This is a genomic window from Rhizobacter sp. P2_H2, assembly GCF_056403375.1.
Map to the genome: position 1 here is coordinate 1 of NZ_JBFUFP010000611.1, position 3,283 is coordinate 3,283.

Below are 3,283 nucleotides of genomic sequence, written 5' to 3' on the forward strand. Positions count from 1 at the left end.
GGATAGTTACCAGGCCGCTGCGCACCAGCGCCGGCACGCCCACAGTCAAGGTCTTGCCATCGGCGCTGGCAATGCCGCTCAAGGACACGGTGCCCAGCGTGCCAGTGTCGTCCCGCGCCTGGAACTGCACCAAGGTGTTGATGGTGGCCAGGCCCTGGCCGTGCAGCGCAATCGCCTGGCCATTCACGGCCGAGGGCGCATTGGCGTTGGCGGGGGTGCCGGCGCTGGCTGTGGCGGTCATGGCGGTGAAGCCGACGATCGGCTGGGGCGCGATCGGGGCGCCGGCGATTTCGGCCGAGCCGCCTTCGGTCGTGATGCGGATCGGGCCGTCCAAGGTGCGCGGTGCCACCACGTCGAGGGTGTCATTGCGCGGGCCAGTCACGTCCAGCGGCGACAGCACGCTGTCGGCATCGACCAAGTCAATGCCGCCGATGCGCACCGTCAAAGCACCGTCCATGAAGCCCGAGCCGCGCAGCCTGACCAAGTCATCGGCGCCGGGGCGGCCGATCTCGACGCCGCTCAGGGTCGGCACGATTTGCAGGCGGATGCCGCCGGCTTGGCTGTCGAGTTTGACGTCGCCGCTCGCGGCCGTGTCGGGCACCACCACTTGCAGCCGCGTGCCGCTGGCGTTGACGATCAGCGGCGTCTGCACCGCCACGCCGGTGCTGCCGTCGTTGCCGCGGGTGTTGAACAGCACTCGCGTGGCGGCCGTGAAGTGGGCGCCGATCAGCTCGATCACCTGGCCCACGTGGGCCGAGGCCTGGGTGCCGTTGGCCGGCACGCCGTCGCGCGCGCTGGCAACGATCTGGCTCAAGCTCGCCGGGGGCGCTGCCGCTGCGTGGATGTCAATGCGGTACAGCTCGGCTTGAGTGGACGCGACCCACAGCGCGCCGTCGGGCGCGAAGGACAGGCCCGAGACTTCGTTCTGGTTGAGGTTTTGTGCGCTCGCGTCCAGGCGCCGCAACTCGCTGAGCTGGCCGGTGCCGTCGATGCGGTATTCGACCAGCAGCGCGCCGCCGTTGGCCGTGCCCAGCCACAGGTGGCCGCTGCTCGGGTCAATGGCCAGGCCGGCAGCGTTGAGCACGCTGAAGGGCGCGGTGATGGCGGCCAGCTGCGCGCCGCTGGCCGCACTCAGCTCGATGATGCGGTTGCCCGGGCCGCCGGTCTCGGTCAGGTAGATGTGCCCATTGGCCGGGTTGAAGACCGCGCCATTGAGCCCATAGCGAGCGTCCAACGCGAGGCTCGTGATGACCGCACCGCTGGCCGGATCGACCGCCACAACGCGATCCGGCCCGCCGATGTTGCCGTTGAATACCAGCAAGCTGCCCGCAGGCACGTTGCTGCTCCCCAGCAGCATCGGCGCTGCCAACTGCTGCAGGCCGATGTTGTTGAACGGGTTGATCGAGCCGAAGGCCGGCGTCAGCGTGATGGTTTGCAATACTTGGCCGGTACCCGGGTCCAGGCGCAGCAAATGCGCCGGGCTGGCTTGGTCGCTGACCCACAGCTGGGCGCTGGCAGGGTCCACCGCCACGTCGCCGATGCCGGCACCCGGCGGCAGGTTCACGCGTAGCGTGTTCAACGCAAGCGCGGCGCTGCTGCCGGCCGCGGTGGTCACGCTCACATTGCCCAGGCCGTGCGCAGGCAAGGCAGTGCGGTCGATATTGACCAGGCGGTTTTGATCCACGCCGTCATTGAACACGTCGATGTGGTTGCCGGCATCAAGCGCGCTGTCGCTGACGGTGGCGCCGGCAAAGCTGTAGCTGGCATTGCCTTCAACAAAACCCGAGCCCAGCAGCACGGTGCGGCTTTGAATGTCCGCGCCGCTGAGTGTGGGCACGATTTGCAGCAGCGGCTGGTTCGCAGATCCAAAGATCTGCAGCGCCACCACGCCGTTGGCAAATGCGGGCACGACGAGGCTCGCGCGGCTGCCGTCCAGGCTGGCCGCCACCGGGCTGAGCCGCACGGTGCTGGGCGCGCCGTTGATGTCGGTAAAGCGCAGCAGCACATCGGTGTTGGTGTTCAAGCCCTGGCCGACCAGGGTGATGACCTGGCCCGCGTTGGCCGAAGCCAGCGCCGGGGCGGCCGGCGTGCCCGACAACGCGCTGGCGTCCAGACCTGTCAGGTTGACGCTGAACGGCGCGCTGCTTCCCCCGGCCGTCGTGACGCTGACCGGGCCAAACGCAGCGGCGCTCAACGGCACAGTCAGGCGTGCCGTGCCGTCGCTTTGCACGTCAGGCCCGGCGCTGGTGCTCGTGTCCACCACGCTGGTGGCGCCAAAGCGGTACGCGGTGTTGGCGCCTTCAACGAAGCCGGTGCCGCTGACCAGCACTTGTGCGCTCGTGCCGTCGGCCGCAACCGACACCACTTGCACGTCGCGCACCGTGGGCACGATTTGCAGCGGGAAAGTGCCGTCGTCGAAATGGGTGATGACGCTGTCGACTTGTTTGAACACCTCCACGTCGCCGGTGAGCGCGTTCAGCGGCACATTGAAGAAGGCGATGCGGGCCGCAGCGTCGGTGCGAAACACATTCACAACCAAGTTGCTGACCGTGCCACCGGCATCGACGGTCTTGAAGGACATGCGCGCCGTGGCCGGATCAAAAGGCACGACCACGCCGATCTGCTGGCCCGGGTTGGCCGACGGGGCGTTTGCAATTGCGGCGCTGCCGCTGAGCGCGCGCACCGTGTTGGCCGGCAGCACGGTGAAGTGGCGCACGATGGGCGCGGCCAGCACATTGCCTGCCAGGTCGGCGATTTGCGCCGCGTCCACGCGCAGCTCGTAGCTGCCGGGCGCCAGCAAGCCGGAGAGCAGCAGCGAAATGAGCTGGCCGTGCTTGCGCGTGTCCTGGCCCAACGGCACGGGTTCATCGTCGGGCGTGCCGAAGCTGCCGTCCGCGCCCGCGCGCACCAGCGTGGCCGCGCTGGGCGTGAGGCGCTGCAGGTCCAGCGGTTCATCGAACAGCAAGTCGATCGAGCGCACGAAGAAGCGCCGCGCGCCTTCATCGACGCTGGCCGAGAGCAGTTGCGGCGCCAAGGTGTCGGGCACCACGTCCAGGGCGTGCTGTTCGGACAAGCTCACGTTGCCGCCGGTGTCGGCGGCGCGCACTTGCAGCGTCAGGTGCTTGCCAGCCAGCGCAATGGCCGGCGCCTGGGCCGTGAACTCGAATGGGAAGGCAACGGCTACCGAAGCGACCTGGCCATTCACCAGCAGCTCGACGCTGCGCACCTGCACATCGTCGCTGATGTTGCCCAGGACGCGCACGACGCGGCCCTCCTGCACCTG

1 protein-coding gene is annotated in these 3,283 nt (G+C 68.6%); it reads right to left on the minus strand.

Annotated elements, in window-relative coordinates:
* Positions 1-3,262 (minus strand): Ig-like domain-containing protein (locus AC1D15_RS23355; protein ID WP_477827851.1); only part of this gene is annotated, 3,262 nt, incomplete at its 3' end.
* Positions 3,263-3,283: the final 21 nt, after the last annotated feature.